This is a genomic window from Xenophilus azovorans DSM 13620 (assembly GCF_000745855.1).
Taxonomy (GTDB): Bacteria; Pseudomonadota; Gammaproteobacteria; order Burkholderiales; family Burkholderiaceae_C; genus Xenophilus; species Xenophilus azovorans.
In genome coordinates this window covers 19,985-39,868 of sequence record NZ_JQKD01000003.1, presented here as the reverse complement: position 1 = coordinate 39,868, position 19,884 = coordinate 19,985, and the positions used below count along the sequence as shown (strand labels likewise).

19 protein-coding genes are annotated in these 19,884 nt (G+C 71.2%); 14 read left to right on the top strand and 5 right to left on the bottom strand.

All coding sequences use genetic code 11. The features are described from left to right. The first annotated feature begins 18 nt into the window (after positions 1-18). From Q392_RS00200 to Q392_RS00145, 12 genes are all read left to right on the top strand, one after another. Positions 19-1,167, top strand: coding sequence for an ABC transporter substrate-binding protein (locus Q392_RS00200; RefSeq protein WP_169748269.1), 1,149 nt, complete (start codon positions 19-21; stop codon positions 1,165-1,167). A 10-nt stretch (positions 1,168-1,177) separates the two neighbouring features. Beyond that, positions 1,178-2,032 carry a branched-chain amino acid ABC transporter permease gene (locus tag Q392_RS00195; RefSeq protein WP_051952554.1) on the top strand — a complete coding sequence of 285 codons (855 nt, stop codon included), beginning with the start codon at positions 1,178-1,180 and terminating at the stop codon, positions 2,030-2,032. After that, entirely contained in the window at positions 2,029-2,979 is a 951-nt protein-coding gene (locus tag Q392_RS00190) for a branched-chain amino acid ABC transporter permease (protein ID WP_245610606.1), read from the top strand. Before Q392_RS00195 ends, Q392_RS00190 begins: the two co-directional genes overlap by 4 nt. Then, the gene (locus Q392_RS00185; RefSeq protein WP_051952630.1) at positions 2,976-3,785 is read left to right on the top strand and encodes an ABC transporter ATP-binding protein; all 810 of its coding nucleotides are present in this window, start codon (positions 2,976-2,978) and stop codon (positions 3,783-3,785) included. Before Q392_RS00190 ends, Q392_RS00185 begins: the two co-directional genes overlap by 4 nt. After that, entirely contained in the window at positions 3,782-4,483 is a 702-nt protein-coding gene (locus Q392_RS00180; RefSeq protein ID WP_038200215.1) for an ABC transporter ATP-binding protein, read from the top strand. Before Q392_RS00185 ends, Q392_RS00180 begins: the two co-directional genes overlap by 4 nt. A gap of 85 nt (positions 4,484-4,568) precedes the next feature. Next, the gene (locus Q392_RS00175; RefSeq protein ID WP_084216717.1) at positions 4,569-5,618 is read left to right on the top strand and encodes an ABC transporter substrate-binding protein; all 1,050 of its coding nucleotides are present in this window, start codon (positions 4,569-4,571) and stop codon (positions 5,616-5,618) included. 8 nt (positions 5,619-5,626) lie between these two features. Then, entirely contained in the window at positions 5,627-6,445 is an 819-nt protein-coding gene (locus Q392_RS00170) for an ABC transporter ATP-binding protein (protein WP_084216715.1), read from the top strand. Beyond that, positions 6,442-7,221 carry an ABC transporter permease gene (locus Q392_RS00165; RefSeq protein WP_038200210.1) on the top strand — a complete coding sequence of 260 codons (780 nt, stop codon included), beginning with the start codon at positions 6,442-6,444 and terminating at the stop codon, positions 7,219-7,221. Before Q392_RS00170 ends, Q392_RS00165 begins: the two co-directional genes overlap by 4 nt. After that, the gene (locus Q392_RS00160; protein ID WP_038200208.1) at positions 7,218-7,976 is read left to right on the top strand and encodes an ABC transporter permease; all 759 of its coding nucleotides are present in this window, start codon (positions 7,218-7,220) and stop codon (positions 7,974-7,976) included. Before Q392_RS00165 ends, Q392_RS00160 begins: the two co-directional genes overlap by 4 nt. A gap of 17 nt (positions 7,977-7,993) precedes the next feature. After that, positions 7,994-9,055 carry a phosphotransferase family protein gene (locus tag Q392_RS00155; RefSeq protein ID WP_038200205.1) on the top strand — a complete coding sequence of 354 codons (1,062 nt, stop codon included), beginning with the start codon at positions 7,994-7,996 and terminating at the stop codon, positions 9,053-9,055. Positions 9,056-9,059: 4 nt separating this feature from the next. Beyond that, on the top strand, positions 9,060-10,247 hold the full coding sequence (locus tag Q392_RS00150; protein ID WP_038200463.1) for an acyl-CoA dehydrogenase family protein: 1,188 nt from the start codon (positions 9,060-9,062) through the stop codon (positions 10,245-10,247). Then, complete coding sequence (locus Q392_RS00145) at positions 10,244-11,260, top strand: phosphotransferase family protein (RefSeq protein WP_084216713.1); 1,017 nt, start codon at positions 10,244-10,246, stop codon at positions 11,258-11,260. Before Q392_RS00150 ends, Q392_RS00145 begins: the two co-directional genes overlap by 4 nt. Positions 11,261-11,300: 40 nt before the next feature. On the opposite strand, the gene Q392_RS00140 is transcribed toward Q392_RS00145, so the two are convergent. From Q392_RS00140 to Q392_RS00130, 3 genes are all read right to left on the bottom strand, one after another. After that, complete coding sequence (locus Q392_RS00140) at positions 11,301-12,266, bottom strand: Bug family tripartite tricarboxylate transporter substrate binding protein (protein WP_038200201.1); 966 nt, start codon at positions 12,264-12,266, stop codon at positions 11,301-11,303. Beyond that, positions 12,263-13,537, bottom strand: a complete 1,275-nt coding sequence (locus tag Q392_RS00135; protein WP_038200198.1) for an acyl-CoA dehydrogenase family protein — start codon at positions 13,535-13,537, stop codon at positions 12,263-12,265. The genes Q392_RS00140 and Q392_RS00135 overlap by 4 nt, the downstream gene beginning before the upstream one ends. A 107-nt stretch (positions 13,538-13,644) precedes the next feature. Continuing rightward, positions 13,645-14,406, bottom strand: coding sequence for an IclR family transcriptional regulator (locus Q392_RS00130; protein WP_051952551.1), 762 nt, complete (start codon positions 14,404-14,406; stop codon positions 13,645-13,647). Positions 14,407-14,482: 76 nt separating this feature from the next. Here Q392_RS00130 and Q392_RS00125 point away from each other — a divergent pair, with 76 nt between their 5' ends. Continuing rightward, the gene (locus Q392_RS00125; RefSeq protein WP_038200195.1) at positions 14,483-15,469 is read left to right on the top strand and encodes a Bug family tripartite tricarboxylate transporter substrate binding protein; all 987 of its coding nucleotides are present in this window, start codon (positions 14,483-14,485) and stop codon (positions 15,467-15,469) included. A gap of 8 nt (positions 15,470-15,477) precedes the next feature. After that, positions 15,478-16,524, top strand: a complete 1,047-nt coding sequence (locus Q392_RS00120; protein WP_342665571.1) for an aromatic ring-hydroxylating dioxygenase subunit alpha — start codon at positions 15,478-15,480, stop codon at positions 16,522-16,524. A 9-nt stretch (positions 16,525-16,533) separates the two neighbouring features. Here the strand turns inward: Q392_RS00120 and Q392_RS00115 are convergent, their stop codons facing one another. Both Q392_RS00115 and Q392_RS00110 read right to left on the bottom strand, forming a co-directional pair. After that, complete coding sequence (locus tag Q392_RS00115; protein WP_038200193.1) at positions 16,534-17,745, bottom strand: FAD-dependent monooxygenase; 1,212 nt, start codon at positions 17,743-17,745, stop codon at positions 16,534-16,536. 5 nt (positions 17,746-17,750) lie between these two features. Beyond that, a complete protein-coding gene (locus tag Q392_RS00110; RefSeq protein WP_038200191.1) occupies positions 17,751-19,871 on the bottom strand; it encodes a 3-hydroxyacyl-CoA dehydrogenase NAD-binding domain-containing protein in 2,121 nt (706 codons plus the stop codon). Positions 19,872-19,884: the final 13 nt, after the last annotated feature.

Below are 19,884 nucleotides of genomic sequence, written 5' to 3'. Positions count from 1 at the left end.
CGACCAGGAGACATGAGGATGAAGGCCAGGAGATATCTCGCGAGAACGGTGCTGGGTTGGGCGGCCGGGGTGTTGCTCGGCCTCGGGGCGCAGGCGGCGGAGCCGATCCGGATCGGCGTGGTGCTCAGCACCAGCGGGCCGGCGGCGAGCTTCGGCATTCCGGAGCGCGACGCGCTGGTGCTGGCGACGGAGCACGTCAACGCCGGCGGCGGCGTGAACGGCCGCAGGATCGAGCTCTTTCACTACGACGACAAGACCAACCCGACCGAGGCCGCCCGCGGCGTGACCCAACTGGTCGCGAGCCACAAGGTGGTGGCGATCGTCGGGCCCGGCACCGGCGGCGGCGCGCTGGCCGCCGGGCCGGTGGCCGAGCGCCTGAAGGTGCCGCTGCTGGCGCCGGCCGCCACCATCGGCGTGACGGACCGCAAGCACTCCTTCTTCCCCTGGATCTTCCGCGTGGGCGTCGACGACAGCAAGGTGGTGCACGGCATCCTGGCCGACATGGCCCGGCATGGCCTGAAGCGCGTGGGCATCTTCCACCAGGAGGATGCCTACGGGAAGGCAGGCGCGGACTATGCCCGCAGCGTCGCCGCGGACCTGGGCGTGGAGATCGTGGAGGTCGTGAGCGTGCCCTACAACGCCATTGATGTCGGCGCGCAGGCCACGCGGCTGCGCAACGCCCGGCCCGATGCGGTTCTGCTGCAGGTGGCCTCGACGCCGCTGGCCACCGCCTACGTGAAGACGGCGGAGCAGATCGGCCTGAAGGCCGTGACCTACGCCGGCGCGGCGATGGTGCAGAAGACCTTCGTGGACTCGGTGGGCAAGGCCGGCGAGGGCATCCGCGTCACCAGCATCGGCAACCTCGCGCACGATCCGAGCCCGAGCGAGGCGAAGTTCGCGGAGGTGGTGAAGAAGGCGGGACGCACCCCCGGTGGCTGGATGGAGTTGATCGGCGCCGACGCGATCATGGCGATCGTGGCCGCGGCCGGGAAGATCCCCGGCGAGCCCACCGGGCCGGCCATGCGCGACGCCATCGAGTCCCTGTGCGGGTTCGCGCAGTACACCCGGGGCAAGACCTGCCTGTCCAGCGACTACCACGAAGTGCTGAACGAATCGTCGCTCGTGATCACGGAGATCCGCGACGGCGAGTTCCGCACGCGAAAGTGAGGCGGACCGGATGTTCCAGCTCCTGGAGTACGGGGTCCGCGGCCTGCTGTCGGGTGCCGTCTACGGCCTGCTCGCGCTGCCGATGAGCCTGCTGTTCCTGACCACCGGGACCATCGACTTCGCCGTCGGCGCCTACGCCCTCATCGCGGCGGCGGTCGCCGTCACGGTCGGCGGCGTGGCCGGGTTCGCCGCCGGTATCGGCGCCGCGCTGCTCGCGGCGGCGCTCATGGCGCTCGTCTTCGTGCTGCTGAAGCGGCGTGGCAACGAGGATTCGATCACGGTGGCACTGGCCAGCTTCGGCCTGGCCGTCGGCATCGCCTCCCTGGTGCTGTGGCGCTGGAGCACGCAAGCCTTCGTGCTGCCGTCCTTCGCCACCTTCTGGGACGTAGGGGGCATCCGGATCAGCCCCCAGGGCTTCATCAACCTCGGCATCGCGCTGGCCATGGTGGGCCTGCTCTACGTGGTGCTCTACCGCACCGACCTCGGCCGGATGATGCGCGCGGCGGCCGTGAACCCGCGGGGCGCGGAGCTGGCCGGCATCCCCGTGACGCGCGTGCAGTGCGGGGCTTTCCTGGCGGGCGGCGCGGTCGCCGGCCTGGCGGGCCTGCTGATCGTGTGCAGCTCCGGGCTGGACTACACGATTCCGCTGCCGCTGACCCTCGCCGGCTTCGGCGCGGCGATCATCTTCGGCATCCGAAGCCCTCTGCGCGGCTTCGCGGGCGGGGCCGCGATGGGGATCGTCGAGGCCGTGAGCGCCGGCTACGCCAGCAGCGTCGTGGCGTCGCTGGTGCCTTCGCTGTTCGTGCTGGCGGTGCTGTCGGCGCAGTTCTTCTTCCAGAGCCGCTTCAGTGGAGACCGGCCATGATGCGGGTGCTGCGCGAACGTCCCAACACCTGCATCATCGTCGTGGCGGCCGCCGTCGGCGTGCTCGCGGTGCAGGGCCGGCCGGTGGGCACGGACAACGCCGTCCTCATCGGCATCCAGGCGCTGATCGCGCTGTCCGTGGGGCTGAGCTACGGGCAGGCGGGCATCCTGTCGATGGCGCAGGCGGTGATCGCGGCCGTCGGCGGCTACCTGTCCGCCATCCTGGCCCTGCGCTTCGGCGTGTCGCCCTACCTGACCCTGGTGCCGGCCATCGCGCTGCCGACGGCGCTGGCCTGGGTCCTGGCGCGCTTCGTGACGCCGCTGGACCACCTGGCCGCCGCGCTCGCCACGCTGGCCCTGAGCACCGTGGTGGAGATCGTCGCCCGCAGTTGGGACAGCGTCACCGGCGGCTACGTCGGCCTGACCGGCGTGCCGTCGCTGCCCGGCGTGACGACGCCGGGCATGTTCGCCGGGCTGGTCTGGCTCGTCGTGGCCCTGGCGGTGTTCCTGTACGAGAACCTCATGCGATCGGCCTACGGGCGCGCGCTCAACACGGTGCGGCACGACCGCGCCCGCGCGACCGCCGACGGCGTCGACGTTCCCGCGCTGATGAGCGCCGGATTCGCATTCGCCGCCGCCCTCGCGGGCCTGGCGGGATGGCTGTACGTGCACTACATCACCTACATGTCGCCCAGCTCGCTCGACACGCATGCATCGATCTCGGTGCTGCTGATGGCGGTGGTCGGCGGCGTCGGCTACGTGCTCGGCCCGGTCATCGGCACGGTGCTGCTCAGCCTGCTGATGCACCTGCTGCCCGCACAGGAAGTGCAGGGCCTGTTCTTCGGCGGCGCACTGGTCCTGATCCTGCTCCTGGCCCGCGACGGGCTGCTCGGCTATGCCGATCGCACCACGCGGACATGGCGCGCCGCACGCAAGGGCACGGCATGACGCGGGAGCTTCGCGCCACCGGCGTGCGCATGCAGTTCGGCGGGGTGGTCGCGCTGCAGGATGCATCGATCGCCGTGAGCCCGGGCCGCATCCACGGCCTGATCGGCCGCAACGGCTCGGGCAAGAGCACGCTGTTCAACTGCATCACCGGCTTCCTGCAGCCGACGGCCGGGCGGATCACCGTGGACGGGCAGGTCGTCACCGGATGGGCGCCGCATCGCCTGGTGCGCGCCGGCGTGGCGCGCACCTTCCAGACGCCGCGGGTGGACATGCGTTCGAGCGTGCGCGAAGCGGTGCTGGCGGGCTTCTACAGCACCCTGCGCAGCGGCTTCATGGCCGCCATGCTCGGCCTGCCCTCGGCGCGGAGCGAGGAGCGCCGGCTCCGCGACGCGGCCGCGCAGCTCATGGAGCAGCTCGGCCTGCTGCCGCTGGCCGGCAGCGAGATCGGCAGGCTGTCCATGGGCCAGGTGCGGCTGGTGGAGGTTGCGCGGTGCCTGGCGGCAGGCGCGCGCTACGTACTGCTCGACGAACCGGCCGCCGGGCTGACGCGCAAGGAGCAGGCGCTGCTGGCCCAGCAGATCCGTGCGCTGGCCGCGCGCGGCATCGGCGTGCTGCTGGTGGAGCACAACTTCGGCCTCATACGCGCACTGTGCGACGAGGTGACCGTGCTCGAGACCGGCCGCGTGCTCAGCACTGGCACGCCGGATGCGGTGGCCGGCGATGCCCGCGTCGTCGAGAGCTACCTCGGCCGCGCCGAGGCATCGGAAGACGAGGCCGCGGTCAGGCCGGTCAGGGAGGCCGCATGACGTTTCAGGTGGCGCGGCTGTGCGCGCGCTATGGCCGGCTTCAGGTGTGCCACGACATCGGCCTCGGCGCGGACAGCGGCGAGTTCCTCGTGGTTCTCGGGCCGAACGGCGCGGGCAAGAGCAGCCTGCTGGGCGCCATTGCGGGCGTCGTGTCCGCCAGCGGCAGCGTGCTGCTGGACGGCGAGGCCCTGGATCGGTGCGCCGCGGACCGGCGTGCCTTCCGAGGCATCGCGCTGGTGCCCGAGGGGCGGCGCAACCTCTTCATGCCGCTCACGGTGGACGAGAACCTGCGCCTCGGGCTCCGGCTGCTGCCGAAGGCCGAGCGCGCCGGGATGAGGGAGCGGCTGCTCGGCATGTTCCCGATCCTGCGACACCGGCCGCACCAGCCCGCCGGGATGCTGAGCGGCGGCGAGCAGCAGATGCTGGCGATCGCGGTAGCCCTGGCGCGGCGCCCCAGCGTGCTGCTGCTCGACGAACCGACCCAGGGCCTGGCACCGGTGATCCTGGGCGAGCTGATCGAGACGATCCGCGAACTGCGGCACATGGGCCTGTCGCTGGTGCTCGCCGAGCAGAACCATCGCTTCGCGGCGCAACTGGCCGACCGGTTCGTGGTGCTGCAGTCCGGCGAGATCGTGGACCAGGGGGCCGGCCACGAACTGCAGGACCCGCAACGCGTCGCCGCGGCCATGATCGGCTGAGAGCGATGCCGGCGCGCGAATCGTCGCTTTCGACGGTGTCGTGCCGCTGCACCCTTCCTAGACTGGTTCTCACAGGAGACAAGCCATGAAACGGTTTCTTGCCGTGATGTTCGCACTGAACGTGCTGAACGCGGCGGCGCTGGAAAAGGTCGTCCTCGCCATTCCGACCACGGTCGGCTCCCAGTACTCGGATCTCCTGTACGGCAAGGAGCTCGGGTTCTTCGCCGAGGAGGGCATCGACCTGCAACTGGCCGGATTCACCGGCGGGACGGCGGTGGTCGTGCCGCAGCTGGCGAACAAGTCGGTGCTGTTCGGCCTGGGCGAATCGTCGCTGCTGATCGCCAACGCCGCCAAGAAGACGCCGGTGCCGGTACGCTTCGTCTACAACTACCTGGCATCGACGGTCTACGACTACGCGGTGCTTGCCGACAGCCCGATCCGGGGGGTGGCGGACTTCAAGGGCCGCAAGCTCGGCGTGGTGAGCATGGCCGCCGGCAACATCATGATGACCCGCGCACAGCTCAAGGAGCACGGCCTGTCGGTGCCGGCCGACGTGGCCCTGGTGCCGGTGGGCAGCGGCCCCGCCGCGTGGAAGCAGCTTCAGGAGGGCAAGGTCGATGCCCTGAACCTGTGGGCCAGCGAGGACGCGAAGATGACGCTCTCCGGCATCGCCATCCGGCGCATCCCGCATTCGGACAAGCTCCGGCCGATCTTCTCGTCCGCGATGATGGCGCACGTCGACACCATCCGCGAGCGTGCGCCGCTCGTTGCCGGGATGGGCCGTGCGATGGCGAAGTCCTCGGTGGCCTGCGCGGCCGCGCCGCAGCCCTGTGCCCGAGCGTTCTGGCGCTTCGATCCCACCAGCAGGCCCACCGCCGACAAGGAGGCCGATTGGATCAAGGGCACGGTGGCCGTGCTCGACGCCAACTACGCGTCCATCCAGTACGCGCTCACGCGCAATCCGCAGTGGGGTGCCTTCGACCCCGCGGTGATCGACACCTACGTGACGGTGCTGGAGCAGGGCGGCACGATCCCCGCCGGCGCGGCCGTGTCGGCGGACGAGGTGCTGACGAACCGGTTCGTGCTGGAATTCAACAAGTTCGACGCCGCCGCCGTGCGGCGCCGGGCGAACTGAGGCCGCCGATGCGTGCTGCGAGCGGCGGGCTTCCCGCAACGCTGCCCGGCGCGCCGCCGCGCGCAGCCTCGCTGTCGGTGCGCGGGCTGGACCTGACCTACGCCTCCAGCCGCGGACCGGTGCACGCCCTGCAGCGGCTGTCCTTCGAGGTGCCGCGGGGCGCCTTCGTGTCGGTGCTCGGGCCGTCGGGCTGCGGAAAGTCCACGCTGCTGAAGCTCGCCAGCGGCCTGCTGCGGCCCGGCGCGGGGCAGATCGAGCTTTCGGGCAGCCCGGTCACCGGGCCGCGCCGCGAGGTGGGCATCGTGTTCCAGCAGCCCACGCTGCTGCCGTGGAAGAACGTGCTGGAGAACGTCCTGGTGCCGGTGCGTGCCATGCGCGGCGACGTGCCGGCCGCGCGCGAGCGGGCGCTCGAGCTGCTTCGCATGGTGAAGCTGGATGCCTTCGCCCGCCACCATCCGCACGAACTCTCGGGCGGCATGCAGCAGAGGGTGGGCATCGTCCGTGCACTGGTGCACGACCCGGCGCTGCTGCTGATGGACGAGCCCTTCGCCGCACTGGATGCCATGACGCGCGAGAACATGATGGTGGAACTGCAGCGCATCTGGAGCACCACCGGCAAGTCGGTCCTCTTCATCACCCACTCGATCCCCGAGGCGGTGTTCCTGTCGGACCGCGTGGTGGTGCTTTCGCCGCGGCCCGGCCGCGTGCTGCAGACCATGGAGATCGATCTGCCGCGGCCGCGGACCCTGGAGACGATGGGCAGCCCGCGCTTCGCGGCGCTGGCCGGTGCGCTGCGCGGCACCTTCGCGCGCATGGAGGAGGCGTGAGGGGACTGCTGCGTCCGATCGCTCCCTTCGTCACGCTGGCGGCGGTGCTGCTGGCGTGGCTCCTGGCGGTGCGGGTCTTCGGTGCGCCGCCCATGCTGCTGCCGGACCCTGCGGATACGGCCCGCAGCTTCCGGGCCGCCTTGCGCTCGGGCGAGCTGGCGACGGATGCGCTCGCCACCGTGGCGTCCGCGGCGGCCGGCTACGCGATCGGCTGCAGCTTCGCCTTCGCGCTGGCCGCCTGCATGGCCCTGTCGCGCACCGCGGAGCGGATGCTGATGGTGCCGGTGATGGCCTTCCAGTCGATTCCCAAGGTGGCGCTTGCCCCGCTCATCTACCTGTGGGTCGGCTTCGGAGCGCGCAGCAGCGTGACGCTGGTGGCGCTGGCCTGCATCTATCCGGTGTTCGTCAACGGCTTCACCGGCTTTCGTGCGGTCGATCAGAACCTGGTGGACCTGCTGCGCAGCGCAGGCGCGGGGCCGGGGCGGATCTTCTGGTCGGTGCGGCTTCCCGCGGCGGCGCCGCAGCTCTTCGTCGGCCTGGAAGTGTCGGTGGTCTTCGCGCTGCTCGCCGCCGTGGTGATGGAACTGGTGGCCGGAGAGCGGGGACTGGGTGTCCGCATCCAGTCCGCCTCCGCCACGCTCGACGTCGCCACCGTCTTCGGCGCGCTGGCCGTGCTGGCTGCCATCGGCATCCTTGCCAGCGCGCTGCTGCGGGCCGTGCGGCGCCGGCTGGTGTTCTGGCAGCGCGACACCGGCGGCGTGGAGGCCACGGCATGAAGGAAGCCTGGAAGACGGCATTGGCATCGACGGCGACCCTGGGGGCACTGGTGCTGCTCTGGGCCTGGGCCGTGCACGCGGGCGCCCTGGACAGATCGGTGCTGCCCCCGCCGCAGGAGGTGGCGGCGGCGATGAAGGCCGGGTTGGTGGACGGCACGCTCCATCCGCACATCCTGGCCACCGGCCGCGCGGCGCTGGCAGGCCTGGCCATCGGCGTGGGGCTCGGCGTCGCGGCGGGCGCGCTGATCGCGCTGGTGCCGCTGCTGGAGACATTCCTGCTTCCGCTGGTCACCGCGGTTCAATCGGTGCCGAAGGTCGCGCTGGCGCCGCTGATCGTGGCCTACCTGGGCTTCGGCGCGGCTTCCAAGGTGTTCACCGCGGCGATGCTGGCCTTCTTCCCCGCGTTCATCGCGGCGGTGGCGGGCCTGCGTGGCGCAGACCGTTCGCATCTCGACCTGCTGCGTGTCTGCGGCGCGTCGGCGCTCCATACGCTGTGGAACGTCCGGCTGCCGGCGGCGGCGCCCTATCTCCTCGCGTCGCTGCAGGTCGCGGTGGTGTTCAGCCTGATCGGCGTGGTCGTGTCGGAATTCATCGCGGCCACCGAGGGACTGGGCTACGTGATCAAGGCGCGCTCGCAGGAGCTCGACGTCTCGATGATGTTCGCGGCCATCGTCGTGCTGTGCGCCATGGGCGTCGCCGGCGGGCTGCTGGTTCGGATCGCGCAGCGCCGGCTCGTGTTCTGGGTGCGCAGTTGACGAGGAAGAAAGAGGACATGCTGAACGAAACGACGGAGGTGCTGCCGCGGAACCGCTTCGACGAGGAGGCGCTGCACCGCTACCTGGCCGCCCACCTGGCGGGCTATGCGGGCGCCCTGCAGGTGCGGCAGTTTCCCGGCGGCTACTCCAACCCGACCTATGCGCTGAGCGCCGAGATGCGCGACGGAGCGCGGCGCGAGTTCGTGCTGCGCAAGCGGCCTTCCGGGCAACTGCTGCCTTCGGCCCACCAGGTCGATCGCGAGTTCCGGGTGATGCGCGCCCTGGACGGCACCGGCGTGCCGGTGCCGCGTGTGCATTTTCTGTGCGAGGACACGGCGGTCCTGGGGCAGAGCTTCTTCCTGATGGACCATGTGCCCGGGCGCATCTTCGGCGATCCTTCCATGCCGGGCAGCACGGCGGCCGAGCGCGATGCGGTGTACGGCGCCAAGATGGAGACGCTCGCGCGGCTGCATGCCGTCGAGCCGGCCGCGGTGGGGCTGGCCGACTACGGCCGGCCCGACAATTTCCTCGGCCGGCTCGTCGAGCGCTGGATCCGGCAATACCGCGCAGCCCAGACCGACGACATCCCGGAGATGGAGAAACTCGCGGCGTGGCTGCAGGCCCACCAGCCGCCGGCGCAGCCCGCGCGCATCGTGCACGGCGACTTCCGCCTCGGCAACCTGATCGTCCATCCCGCGCAGCCGCGCGTCGTCGCCGTGCTCGACTGGGAACTCTCGACGCTGGGCGACCCCTTCTGCGACGTGGCCTACGGTTGCCTCGCCCATCACCTGTTCGAGGGCCCGATCGGCTGGGAGGGCGCCGACTGGCGGTCGCTCGGCATCCCGGAGGAATCCGAACTGGTGCGCCGCTACTGCGCGCTGCGCGGCCTGGACGGCATCCCGCACTGGCGCTTCTACATCGCCGTCAACGTGTTCAAGCTGGCCGCGATCGCGCAGGGGGCCTACAGGCGCGCGTTGGACGGCATCGCGCCCGCCGCCGGCCTGAGCCGCAGGAAGAACGTCCTGACACGTGCCCGGCTGGCCTGGGAACTCGTCCATCGCGCGCCGTGCGCCGCCTGATCCCATGACATCGACATTCCCCTCCGAACGCAGCCGCGCGCTGGCCGAGCGGGTCGAGGCCTTCGTCCGATCCACCGTGCTGGCATACGAGCGAGATGCCCGCTGCGGTCCCCACGGGCCTTCCGACGACCTGGTGCGCGAACTGCGTTCCCGTGCACGCGAAGCCGGCGTGCTCACGCCGCACATCCTGCCCGACGGCAGCCATCTCACCCAGCGCGAGACGGCGGTGGTGCTGCGCGCCAGCGGCCTGTCGCCGCTCGGCCCCGTGGCGGTGAACACCATGGCGCCGGACGAGGGCAACATGCTCCTGCTGGGCCGCATCGGAACGCCCTTGCAGAAGGAGCGCTTCCTGGCACCGCTCGTGCGCGGCGAGGCGCGCTCGGCCTTCTTCATGACCGAACCCGCCGGGCAGCAGGGCGCCGGCTCCGATCCATCGATGCTGCGCACGACCGCCACGCGCGAGGGCGGCCGGTGGCGCATTTCCGGGCGCAAGATGTTCATCACGGGGGCGCAGGGCGCCACGGTCGGCATCGTGATGGCGCGCACCGGCGCGCCGGAAGCGGGCCGGGCGACGCTGTTCCTGACGGAACTGCCGCATCCCGCCGTGCGCATCGAGCGCATCGTCGACACCATCGACAGCGCCATGCCGGGCGGCCATGCACAGGTGCTGATCGACGACCTGCTGCTGTCCGACGAGCACGTGCTCGGCGAGGTGGACGAAGGGTTCCGCCATGCGCAGGTGCGGCTCGCGCCGGCGCGTCTGTCGCACTGCATGCGCTGGCTGGGCGCGGCCACCCGCGCGCAGGAGATCGCCACCGGCTATGCCACGACCCGCAGCGGCTTCGGCAAACTGCTGGTGGACCACGAGGGGGTCGGCTTCATGCTGGCGGACAACGCCATCGAGCTGCAGCAATGCGCGCTGATGATCGACTGGTGCGCCGGCGTGCTGGACGCCGGCCTGCCCGGCACCACCGAGAGTTCGATGACCAAGGTCGCGGTGTCCGAAGCGCTCTTTCGCATCGCCGACCGCTGCGTGCAGGTGATGGGCGGAACGGGCGTCGCGCGCGACACGGTCGTCGAACAGGTGTTCCGCGAGACGCGCGCCTTCCGCATCTACGACGGCCCGTCGGAGGTGCACCGGTGGGCCCTGGCGCGCAAGATCAAGCGCGACGCGCTGGCGCTGCGCGCATGAACATCGCCCATCTCGAACGCTGGATGGCGCAGCGTGTGGCCGGATTCGCCGGCCCGGTCGCGCTGGAGAAATTCGCCGGCGGGCAGTCCAACCCCACCTACCGGGTGCGCACGCCCGGCGCGAACTACGTGCTGCGCCGCAAGCCGCCCGGCCCGTTGCTGAAAGGAGCCCATGCGATCGAGCGCGAGGCGCGGGTCATCCGTGCCCTGGCCGGGGCAGGCTACCCGGTGCCCAGGGTGCATGGCCTTTGCGAAGACCCGGGCGTGATCGGCAGCGCGTTCTACGTCATGGACCTGGTGGAAGGCCGCATCTTCTGGGACGCAAGCTTCTCCGGGCTGCCGCATGCGGCGCGCGCCGCCCACATGGACGCGATGAACGCGGCGCTGGCTGCGCTGCACCGGATCGCCCCGGAGGCCGTCGGCCTGGGCGACTTCGGGCGCAGCGGCGGCTACGTCGCACGCCAGGTGGCCCGCTGGTCGAAGCAGTACCTGGAGGACCCGGCGGCAGGGCGCCATCCCGCCATGGACCGGCTGCTCGAGTGGCTGCCGAGGCACCTGCCGGCGGAGGAACAGACCGCGATCGTGCACGGCGACTTTCGTGCCGACAACCTGATCTTCCACCCGAGCGAACCCCGCGTGATCGCGGTGCTCGACTGGGAACTGTCGACCCTGGGCGACCCGCTGGCCGATTTCGCCTACCACGCCATGACCTACCGCATGCCGCGCGACATCCAGGGCGGCATCGCGGGGCTGGACCCACGGCAGCACGGCCTGCCGACCGAGGAGGACTACGTGCTCGCCTACTGCCGGCGCACCGGCCGGCGTGCGCTGCCCGGTCTCGACTACCACATCGCCTTCAACATGTTCCGCTTCGCCGCGATCCTGCACGGCATCCGCGGGCGGGTCGTTCGCGGTACCGCGGCGAATGCGCAGGCGGCGCGCATGGGCGCCCTGTTCGAGCGCGTTGCCGAACTCGCCTGGGCGCAGGCGGCCCGGGCAGGCGCCGTTGGCTGAGGTGCCCGGACGCGCCTGACGCGGCGCCGCGGAACGGGGCCTACGGGGCGGCCTTGATGCCGGTCATCTGCACCACGCGCTTCCAGTAGTCGATCTCCTTGCGCATGTCGGCGGCCACGTCCTCGCGCTCGCCGGATGCGGGCTCCAGGCCGATCGAGACCATCTTCTGCTGAACGTCGGGCATCTTCAGCACGCGCAGCACCGCGTCGCGGATCTTGTCCACCGTCTGCGGCGCGACGCCGGCCGGCAGCATCAGCCAATAGCGGCCGCCGGCCGAGATGTCGTAGCCCAGCTCGCTGAACGTCGGCACGTCCGGCAGCAGGGGCGAGCGCCGGGAGCCGGTGATGGCCAGCGCCCGGAGCTTGCCGGCCTGGACGTGCGCAAGGCTGTCCAGGTTGCTGACGCCGCTTTTCACATGCCCGCCCAGCAGCGCAGCGGTGAGCGGCGGCGTGCCGCGGAAGGGCACGTGCACCAGGCTCAGGCCGTTCTTCAGGTTGATGAGGCTCGAATAGACATGGCCGGTGGTCGCGGCGCCGTAGCTGCCGAAGCTGAACTGCTCCGGATTCGCCCTGGCCCTGGCGACGAAGTCCGCCAGGCTGGTGATGCCCATGTCGCCGGTGAGGAACACCAGCGGAACGTCGTTCAGCCGCGCCACCGGCTCGAAGTCGGTCTGCGTGACATAGGGCGTCTGGATGCCGAAGGCCTCCGATTGGACCAGCGCGCTGAAGCCGAGCAGCATGGTGTGGCCGTCGGGGGCCGAGCGCGCCACGAACTGGGCGCCGATGGCGCCGTTGGCGCCCGGCCTCGAGTCGACGACGATGGGCACCATCCATTCGTCCTTGAGCTTGTCGGCCAGCAGGCGCAGCACCTGGTCGCCGGCGGAGCCGCCGGCCGAGGGCAGCACCAGCGTGATCGGCTTGCCCCGGACCGGAAAGGCATCGGCGGCATGCACGCCGGCGGCGGCGGCGGCCAGCGAGGCGGCGCAGAAGCGGCGGCGCGTGATCATGCCGCCACCCCGGAAGATGCACGGCCGATCCGGCCCGGGCCGGCGAAGCCGAACAGGAAGCCGGCCGCCTTGCGGATCTGCACCTCGTCGGAACCCTCGGTGATGCGATAGCGCCGGTGGTGCCGGTAGATGTGCTCGAAGGGCTTGCCGCGCGTGTAGCCGATGCCGCCATGCACCTGGATCGCGAGGTCGGCAGCCCTGCATGCGAGGCGGTTGGCCCTGAAGTTGGCCATGCCCACCTGGTCGCTCATCCGTTCGTGCGGCGTGCGGTCCATTTCCCATGCGGTGCGGAACACGTAGTTGCGCACGATCTCCACTTCCGCATGCATCTCGGCCAACGGAAACTGGATGGCCTGGTGCTGCGCGATCGGCTTGCCGAAGGTCTTGCGCTCCCTGGCGTACTTCACCGACTCCTGAACGCAGTAGCGTGCGGAACCGACGCTCTGCGCGGCCTGCCGGATCCGGTTCTTGTGCACCACGTGCTGCGCCAGCATGAGGCCCTGGCCCTCCTCGTGCAGGATCGCCGAGTGCGGCACGCGCACGTCGCGCAGGCTCACTTCCGCGTGGTCGCTGGGCATGTTGAAGGTCCAGTGGTAGTACTCGATGTGCACGCCCGGGGTGTTCATCGGAACGATGAAGCCGGTCAGGCCGGTGGCGTCGCCGCTCTTGCCGGAGGTCCGCGCGATCACCAGGTCGGCGTGCGCGGTGTGGACGCCGCTGTTGAAGCGCTTGGCGCCGTTGATGATCCACTCGTCGCCGTCGCGCACGGCGGTGGTTTCCATCCAGGTGGCGTCGCTGCCGTGGTCGGGCTCGGTCAGGCCGAAGGCCACGCGCTTCTCGCCCGTGATGATGCCTTCCAGGTACTCGGCCTTCTGCGCCTCGTTGGCGTAGCGGTCGAACACCTCGGCCATGGAGATGCTGCCGACGACCGAGGTCTCGCTCTGCAGGTCCGCGTGCAGTCCCACGCCCAGGCCGGCCAGGTGCTCGCGCAGCACCGCCTGGGCGAGGTTGCCGGCGTCGCGACCGCCCAGCCGCCGGGGCAGCCCGATGCGGTAGAAGCCGGCCCTGTCGGCGCGGCGGCGCATTTCATGGAGCAGGGCCTCCCACTCGGCGTGCGGAATGCCGCCAGCCGCCCAGTCGGTGCGCGCATGCTCGCGCCGGTGATCGAAGAACTGGGGGTGGGCCTGTTCCAGAGGTTTGATCTCGGAGGCGATGAAGGCATCCATCGTCGCGATGACGTCCTGCAGGTCGCTGGGAATGTCGAAATCCATGATGTCTCGGCTCCTGGGCTACGGCTCGGGATCATTTCGGATCGGCGCGGCAGCGCCATCGTCCGATCCGACGAATCGGCCTGGCCCTCGACGCGTCCGCCGCCGCCTCAGGCGAGCGTCCGGCCGAAATCGGCTGCGCAGGTCCGCAGCAGCCGGGCCGTCCTGCCTTTCGCGTCGGCCGCGAAATAGCCGCCCAGCCCGAGCACGGTCAGGATGCCGGCGAACTGCCGGCTGCGGGTCAGCACCGGGCATGACAGGGCATTCACGTTGCTGATCATCGTCCCGCGCGTTCGCGCGATGCCCGCGCGCCGCACGGCCTCGGCGTCTTCCTGCCGGGCGCGTCGCAGCGCCTGGCGCGAGGCGGGATCGATGCGCCGCAGTTCCGCCTCGAGCACGGGCAGGCTTCGCTCGCGGTCGAATGCCAGCCACACGAGGCCCGTCGCGGAGTTCAGCAGGGGCATGACGGTGCCGAGCCGGGCATGGACGGTCAGCGGCCTGGAGCCCTGTTCCCATCGGACGATCAGGGGGCCGCGGGGAGAGGGCACCGCGAAGAAGCTGGACTCCCCCGTCTGCTCCGAGAGCCGGTGCAGCCATGCGGCGCTGGTGTGCTGGATGGAGAGGCTGTCCGCGGCGGCCAGCCCCAGTTCGAGCGCAAAGGCCCCGAGCACGTAGCCCTTGGACTGCGGGTCCTGCCGCACGAGCCCCGTGCGCACCAGGCTCACCATGTAGTGATGCACCCTCGAGGCGCTCATCCCCGTCTGCGCCGCCAGCGCCTGCAGGCCGACGAGCTGGTTGTGGGCGCGCAGCACCCTGAGGATGGCCGCGGCCGCCTCCACGGAGGCGACGCCGCGCTGGGCCGCAGCAGTCATTTACGCATGGTAAATCGATCTAGGTGCTTGCCGGGACGCGCTCCGAGAATTTCGGCTTCCCACGGAGACACCTTCCATGAAAGCACAACCGGGCCGCCGCGCGGCCATCTCGCTCGCATTGCTCGGCAGCCTGGGGGCGCCGTTCATGGCGCTCGCACAGGCCGGATACCCGAACAGGCCGATCACCTGGATCGTCGCCTACCCCGCCGGCGGCGGGTCGGACTTCCTGGCCAGAACCGTCGCCAACAGCCTGGGCAGGCAACTGGGCCAGCCCGTCGTCATCGACAACCGGCCGGGCGCGGCGACCATCGTCGGTGCGCAGGCCGCGGCGCGCGCTCCGGCGGACGGCTACACGGTGTTCACCGCCGACAACGGCTCGCTGGTGTTCAACCCCGCCCTCTACTCGAAGCTGCCCTACAAGCCGGGCGACTTTGCGCCGATCGGGCTCATGGCGCGCTTTCCGCTGCTGCTGGTCACCACGGCCGCCAGCAACTACGCCACCGGGAAGGCCATGATCGATGCCGCCAGGGCCGATCCGGCGAAGGTCTCGTATGCCTCGCCCGGCGCGGGCGGGCCGCACCACCTGGCGATGGAACTGCTCAAGAGCCGGGCCGGGTTCGAGGCCCAGCACGTTCCCTACAAGGGCGCCGCGCCCGCGGTGCAGGACGTGCTGAGCGGGCAGGTGCCGGTCATGATGCTGGACACGGCCAGTGCGCTGCCGCACCTGAAGAGCGGCCGGCTCAGGGCGCTCGCCGTGGCCTCCGCCCGCCGGCTGGCGCAGTTCCCCGATGTGCCGACCTTCGAGGAACTGGGATATCCGGGCGTCGAGGTCTACGCCTGGCAGGGGCTGATGGTGCCCGCGGCGACGCCCGCGCCCGTGCGGCAGCGGCTGGCGGACGCGTTGCAGAAGGCCCTCGCCGATGCCGAGGTGCGCAAGTCGCTGACGGATTTCGGCCTCGAAGTGACGCCGGGCGATGCAGCGCAGATGGCCGGCTACATCGCGTCCGAAACGAAGCTCTGGCACGCCCTCATCCGCGAACGCGGCATCAAGCTGGAGAACTGAGCGTGCCGATGAACATGTTCGTCCGCAATTGCTGGTACGTCGCCGCCTGGTCGCACGAGGTGGCGCAGGGCCTCTTCAGCCGCACGATCCTGGACGAGCCGATCTGCTTCTTCCGCGGCCAGGACGGGGAGGTCGTCGCGCTCGCAGACCGCTGCGCCCACCGCGGGGCGCCGCTCTCGATGGGCCGGCTCGAGGCCGGCGCGCTGCGCTGCATGTACCACGGCGTGAAGTTCGCCCCGGACGGCAAGTGCATCGAGATCCCCGGCCAGGACCGCATCCCGACCGGCATGTGCGTGCGCAGCTATCCGGTGGCGGAGCGAAACCGGTGGGTCTGGATCTGGATGGGCGATCCCGCTCGGGCCGACCCTTCGCTCATTCCCGACACCTGGTCGCTCGGAAGCCCGCAGTGGGCCTACAAGCCCGGCTACTACCACTACGACGCGCCGCACATGCTCATATGCGACAACCTGCTGGACTTCTCGCACATCGGCTACGTGCACCCGACCACGCTGGGCGGGACGGAGAACATCGCGCTGAGCAAGCCGGTCGTCAAGCCAGCCGACAACGGCGTGCGGGTCGAGCGGTGGCTGCTGAACGAGGTCCCGGCGCCGTTCCACACCAAGGTCGCCAGCTTCGCGGGGCGGGTGGACCGCTGGCACTTCTACGAGTTCGTCGCGCCGGGCGTTCTGATCATGCACTCGGGCGTGCAGGCCACCGGCACCGGTGCGCCGCAGGGCCGCTATCACGATGCCCTGGAGTTCCGCAGCTGCCAGGCCGTCACGCCCGAGACCACGGGCACCTCGCACTACTTCTATGCCGTGCCGCGCAACTTCGCGATCGAGGACGAGCAGATCACGGAGACGATCTTCGCGGACGTCGTCGCCGCCTTCGAGGAAGACCGGGTGATGATCGAGGCGCAGGCCAGACGCCTGGCCGCCTGCCCGGACGCGCCGATGGTGGCCATCGGCGCGGACGCGGGGCTGATGCAGTTCCGCCGGCTGCTGGCGGCGCGGCTGCAGCAGGAGCAGGCGCCTGTCAGCGCGGCGAATGCCTGACGCAGGCGGCTAACCGCCCAGCGTCCGCTCGACCTGCGTCACGTCATGCCGGTAGATCCACTCGGCACGGTGCGTCGTCGCATTCGGCGACACCACCTGCTGCCAGGCGAAGGCCACGTCCCGCTTGAACGCCGCCCAGGGCGACTTGATGTGCGTCGTCAGGCTCCTGGCGCGCGCCGCGAGCTGGATGCGCGCCGTGCGGGCCTGGCGCTCGGCCTCGTAGGCGGCGAGCGCCTCGGCCGGCCGGTCCGGGTAGCGGCCGAGCCAGTCGGCGACGGCATAGGCGTCTTCCAGCGCCTGCCCGGCGCCCTGTGCGAGGAAGGGCAGCATCGGATGGGCCGCGTCGCCGAGCAGGGTGGCGCCGCCCTTCGACCATGCGGGCAGCGGATCGCGGTCGAACAGGCCCCACTTGTGGATGCCGTCCGCGCGCTCGAACAGCGCCAGGAGGCGGGGATGCCAGCCTTCGAACGCCTGCAGCAGCTCCTCCTTCGAACTCGGCGTGGTCCACGATTCCCCGAGCCAGGCGTCGGTCTCTCGCACCGCGACAAAGTTGACCAGCGATCCGCCGCGCAGGTAGTAGTGCACGACGTGGCCCTGCGGCCCCATCCAGTTCGACGAGGCCGGCGCGATGTGGCCGGCAGGCAGCGCATCGGCCGGGATCACGCCGCGCCAGCACATGTTGCCGGTGAAGCGCGGCGCTTCGGGGCCGAACAGGCAGCGCCGCACGGCGGAGTGGATGCCATCGGCCCCGATGACGACGTCGGCATGGGCCGTGTGGCCGTTCTCGAAGCTGGCCCGCATGCCGCCGCCGTCGGCTTCGGCGAGATCGACCAGGCGATGCGCGAGATGGATCGACCCGGCGGGCACGCCGTCCGCAAGCGCCTCCAGCAGGTCGGCGCGGTGGATGTGCACGTAGGGCGCGCCGAAGCGCTGCTCGTGCAGCGGGCTGATGGGCGTCCGGTACAGCCGCCGGCCGGACTTCCAGCTCCAGCCGATGAAGTGAGTCGGCAGGAAGCCGCGGCTGACGGCGTGCTCCTCCATCTCCAGGCTGCGCAGCACCTTGACCGCATTCGCGCTCAGCTGCACCCCGGCCCCCACTTCCTGCAGGCGCCGGGCCTGCTCGTACACGGCGACCTCGAAGCCGCGCCTGCGCAGCAGGGCCGCGGCGGCCAGGCCGCCGATGCCTGCGCCCGCGATGATCACCGATGGTCTGTGTGCCATGCGGCTCATCCCCGGGCGTGGAAGGTCGCGCCCGTGGCGGCCATCTCGCGCAGCAGCGGCGGCACGGCGAACCTCGGCCCGAATGCCTGGGCCATGGTGTCGCTGCGCTGCACGAAGCGGGCGACACCGGTGTCGTCGATGTTCGCCAGCACGCCGCCGCGGAAGGTCGGGTAGCTCCAGCCCAGCACCGCGGCCAGGTCCAGCGCGAGCGGGTCGCTCGCGATCCCCTCGGCCACCACGTGCGCCGTCTCGATCGACTGGATGTCCAGCAGGCGCTGCATCACCTCTTCCTCCGCGGGCTGCTGTGCCTGGGGCGGGAACAGCGCCGCCAGCCCCTCCCAGACACGCTTGCCCTCCGGGCCGTGGTCGTACACGCCGCCGGCGCCCTTGCGGCCGACGCGGCCTGCCGCCAGCAGGCGGTCGATGGCGTCCATCGCCCCTTGCGAATCGGCGGCCGTCCCGCGCCCGGCGCGCGCCAGGCTGCCGAGGATGTCCTTCAGCAGGTCGTAGGACGTGAGGTCGCCCATGGCGAGGGGGCCGATCGAGAAGCCCGCCGCCAGCGCGGCGCGGTCGATCCGTTCCGGCGAGATGCCCGCGCCCAGCATGTGCAGCGCCTCGCGCGTATAGGCGGCCACCACGCGCGAGGTGTAGAAGCCGGGGCCGTCGTTCACCACCACCGGCGTCTTGCCCATGGCCTTGAGCAGCGCCTGCGAGCGCGCGAGCGTCCGCTCGTCCGTCTCGCGCCCGAGGATCACCTCCACCAGCGCCATCCGGTCGACCGGCGCGAAGAAATGCAGTCCGATGAAGTTCTTCGGCGCCGCCACGGACTCGGCCATGGCGCTGATCGACAGCGTCGACGTGTTGGACGCCACCACCACGTCCGGCCCCGCGGCGTCGGTGATCCTGCGGAAGACCGACTGCTTCACCTCCGGCACCTCGACGACGGCCTCGACGACGATCTGGCTGCCATGCAGCCGCGCGAAGTCCGTCGTCGCCTCGATGCGGGCGAGCGTCTCGTCGCGCTGCGCCGGCGTCATCCGCTGGCGCTCGACGGCGCTGGCCAGGCTCCTGGCGATCCGTTGCATGCCCTTCTGCAATGCCGCTTCCGACTGGTCGATCAGGACGGTCCGGATGCCCGACCTGGCCGCCACCAGGGCGATGCCTCCGCCCATCGTGCCTGCACCGACCACGCCCACCTGCGTCGGCTGCGCCGCGGCGGCATCCGCGGACCGCGCGGCCTTCCTGACCGCGCCCGGCGCGATGAACTGCGTGCGGATGCGGTTCTTCGCGGCGGCGGACACGGCGACGCGCGCGAACTGCTGCGCCTCCACTGCCAGGCCGCGGTCGAGACCGGCGGCGGTGCCTTCGGCGAGCACCTGGAGGATCGCGTGCGGTGCGAGATCGGCGGCCGGCCGCTGGCGCTGCACCTCGGCCTGCATGTCGCCGAAGAAGGCCGCGGCCTCGGGCGAGCCGGGCTGGAAGCCGGGATACCGGAAGCCCTCGGCATCCCACGGCTGCCGCGCCTGGGGATGCGCCAGCGCCAGGCGCCGCGCCGCGTCGATCAACTGCCCGGCCGGCACGGCCTCGTCGACGAGGCCGCAGGCCAGCGCGTCGCGCACGCCGACCGGCTTGCCGTCGATCAGCATCCGCGCCGCCGCCGCGATGCCGATGAGGCGCGGCAGGCGCTGCGTGCCGCCCGCGCCGGGAATGAGCCCCAGCGTCACCTCGGGCGCGCCCAGCCTGAGCGCCGGCTCGTCGGCGGCCACGCGGTGGTGGCAGGCCAGCGCGAGTTCCAGCCCTCCGCCCAGCGCGGAGCCGTTGAGCACGGCCACGAAGGGCTTGGGCGAGCGCTCGATCCGGCGCAGGCAGGCGCCGATGCCGCCGACCAGCGCCGCTGCCTCTTCGGGCGTCGCGGCGGCGTAGAGCGCCGTCAGGTCGCCGCCGGCGACGAAGTCGCGCTTGGCGGAGCGCACCAGCACGCCCTTGACCGTGCCGTCCGCGATGGCGCGGTCCACCGCCTGCGCGAAGGCTGCCATCGCCGCCGCGCTCTTGACGTTCACCGGCCCGTCCGGGTTGTTCCAGACGATGTGCGCGATGCCGTCGCCGTCCTTGTCGTAGTCGATCACTGCGTTCGATCCT

What these genes read in the sequence shown, in the direction of transcription:
- Q392_RS00150 (WP_038200463.1), top strand. Translation starts at nt 9,060, where the DNA reads ATGACATCGACATTCCCCTCCGAACGCAGCCGCGCGCTGGCCGAGCGG.
- Q392_RS00195 (WP_051952554.1), top strand. Translation starts at nt 1,178, where the DNA reads ATGTTCCAGCTCCTGGAGTACGGGGTCCGCGGCCTGCTGTCGGGTGCC.
- Q392_RS00180 (WP_038200215.1), top strand. Translation starts at nt 3,782, where the DNA reads ATGACGTTTCAGGTGGCGCGGCTGTGCGCGCGCTATGGCCGGCTTCAG.
- Q392_RS00125 (WP_038200195.1), top strand. Translation starts at nt 14,483, where the DNA reads ATGAAAGCACAACCGGGCCGCCGCGCGGCCATCTCGCTCGCATTGCTC.
- Q392_RS00130 (WP_051952551.1), bottom strand. Translation starts at nt 14,406, where the DNA reads ATGACTGCTGCGGCCCAGCGCGGCGTCGCCTCCGTGGAGGCGGCCGCG.
- Q392_RS00140 (WP_038200201.1), bottom strand. Translation starts at nt 12,266, where the DNA reads ATGATCACGCGCCGCCGCTTCTGCGCCGCCTCGCTGGCCGCCGCCGCC.
- Q392_RS00155 (WP_038200205.1), top strand. Translation starts at nt 7,994, where the DNA reads ATGCTGAACGAAACGACGGAGGTGCTGCCGCGGAACCGCTTCGACGAG.
- Q392_RS00120 (WP_342665571.1), top strand. Translation starts at nt 15,478, where the DNA reads ATGAACATGTTCGTCCGCAATTGCTGGTACGTCGCCGCCTGGTCGCAC.
- Q392_RS00190 (WP_245610606.1), top strand. Translation starts at nt 2,029, where the DNA reads ATGATGCGGGTGCTGCGCGAACGTCCCAACACCTGCATCATCGTCGTG.
- Q392_RS00160 (WP_038200208.1), top strand. Translation starts at nt 7,218, where the DNA reads ATGAAGGAAGCCTGGAAGACGGCATTGGCATCGACGGCGACCCTGGGG.
- Q392_RS00175 (WP_084216717.1), top strand. Translation starts at nt 4,569, where the DNA reads ATGAAACGGTTTCTTGCCGTGATGTTCGCACTGAACGTGCTGAACGCG.
- Q392_RS00170 (WP_084216715.1), top strand. Translation starts at nt 5,627, where the DNA reads ATGCGTGCTGCGAGCGGCGGGCTTCCCGCAACGCTGCCCGGCGCGCCG.
- Q392_RS00200 (WP_169748269.1), top strand. Translation starts at nt 19, where the DNA reads ATGAAGGCCAGGAGATATCTCGCGAGAACGGTGCTGGGTTGGGCGGCC.
- Q392_RS00145 (WP_084216713.1), top strand. Translation starts at nt 10,244, where the DNA reads ATGAACATCGCCCATCTCGAACGCTGGATGGCGCAGCGTGTGGCCGGA.
- Q392_RS00185 (WP_051952630.1), top strand. Translation starts at nt 2,976, where the DNA reads ATGACGCGGGAGCTTCGCGCCACCGGCGTGCGCATGCAGTTCGGCGGG.
- Q392_RS00135 (WP_038200198.1), bottom strand. Translation starts at nt 13,537, where the DNA reads ATGGATTTCGACATTCCCAGCGACCTGCAGGACGTCATCGCGACGATG.
- Q392_RS00115 (WP_038200193.1), bottom strand. Translation starts at nt 17,745, where the DNA reads ATGGCACACAGACCATCGGTGATCATCGCGGGCGCAGGCATCGGCGGC.